This window comes from Collinsella sp. AM15-2 (genome assembly GCF_003471985.1).
Taxonomy (GTDB): domain Bacteria; phylum Actinomycetota; class Coriobacteriia; order Coriobacteriales; family Coriobacteriaceae; genus Collinsella.
The window spans coordinates 1-1,212 of record NZ_QRKO01000042.1 but is presented as its reverse complement, the minus strand read 5'-3'; the positions used below and the strand labels follow the sequence as shown (position 1 = coordinate 1,212).

Annotated in this window: 2 protein-coding genes; both read right to left on the bottom strand. The window is 66.4% G+C overall.

The genetic code is table 11. From position 1 onward, the window contains the following. Positions 1-689, bottom strand: a 689-nt coding sequence (locus tag DW171_RS09935; RefSeq protein ID WP_118271095.1) for a dTDP-glucose 4,6-dehydratase, incomplete at its 3' end; no start/stop codon positions are given. Positions 690-708: 19 nt separating this feature from the next. Continuing rightward, positions 709-1,212: sugar nucleotidyltransferase (locus DW171_RS09930; RefSeq protein ID WP_255413398.1), on the bottom strand; the 504-nt coding region annotated here is incomplete at its 5' end.

The following is a 1,212-nucleotide window of genomic DNA, read 5'->3' as shown; positions in this document are numbered from 1 at the left end:
CTGGAGTGGTCCTCGGTGTGGATCCAGTCGCGGACGTTCTCGCCCTTCCCGTAGAGCTTGGGGCGCACGCCGTCGACGATGTTCGTGATCTGCCTGGGGATGAACTTCTCCACGTGCTGGTAGGGGCCGTAGTTGTTGGAGCAGTTGGAGATCGTGGTGCGAAGCCCGTAGGTGCGGGTCCATGCGCGCACGAGCATGTCGGAGCTCGCCTTGGTGGAGCTGTAGGGGCTCGAGGGCTTATACGGCGTCTCCTCGGTGAACTTCGCCGGGTCGTCGAGCGCCAGGTCGCCGTAGACCTCGTCGGTGGAGACGTGGTGGTAGCGGATGCCGTGCTTGCGGACGGCCTCCAGCAGGCGGAAGGTGCCCTCCACGTTGGTGCGCAGGAACGGCTCGGGGTCCGCGATGGAGTTGTCGTTGTGGCTCTCGGCGGCGTAGTGCACGATGGCGTCGTGGCCCGGGACGATGCGATCCAGCAGCTCCGCGTCGCAGATGTCGCCCACGACGAGCTCGACCCTATCCGCCGGCAGCCCGGCGATGTTCTCGGGGTTGCCGGCGTAGGTCAGCTTGTCCAGGACGGTGACGTGCACGCCGGGGTGGTTGTTCACGACGTAGTGCACGAAGTTGCTGCCGATGAAGCCGCAGCCGCCCGTGACGATGATGTTCTTGGGGGAGAACGTCTCCTCTGCCATGTTAGTATCTCCTCAATTCCTAGTACTCGCGCGGGCTGTTGACGATCTCGCCGGCGGCGACCTTCTTGAGGTGCTGCCCGTAGACAGACTTGCCGTAGGCCTTCGCGGCCTCCTCGAGCTCGGCGGTCGTGATCCAGCCGTTCTCCCAGGCGATCTCCTCGGGCACGGACACGGGCAGGTCCTGGGAGTGCTCGACGGCGCGGACGAACTCCGCGGCCTCGTGCAGGCTCTCCATGGTGCCGGTGTCCAGCCACGCGTAGCCGCGGCCGAGGGTCACCACGGACAGCGTCCCCTCCTCCAGGTACATCTGGTTGAGCGTGGTGATCTCGAGCTCGCCGCGGGCCGAGGGCCTCACTTCGTGCGCCTTGGCTGCCACGTCGCCCGGGTAGAAGTACAGGCCGGTGACGGCGTAGGAGCTCTTGGGGCGCTCGGGCTTCTCCTCGATGGAGACGGCACGGCCCTCGCCGTCGAACTCGACGACGCCGAAGCGCTCGGGGTCGTCCACGTGGTAGCCGAAGACCGT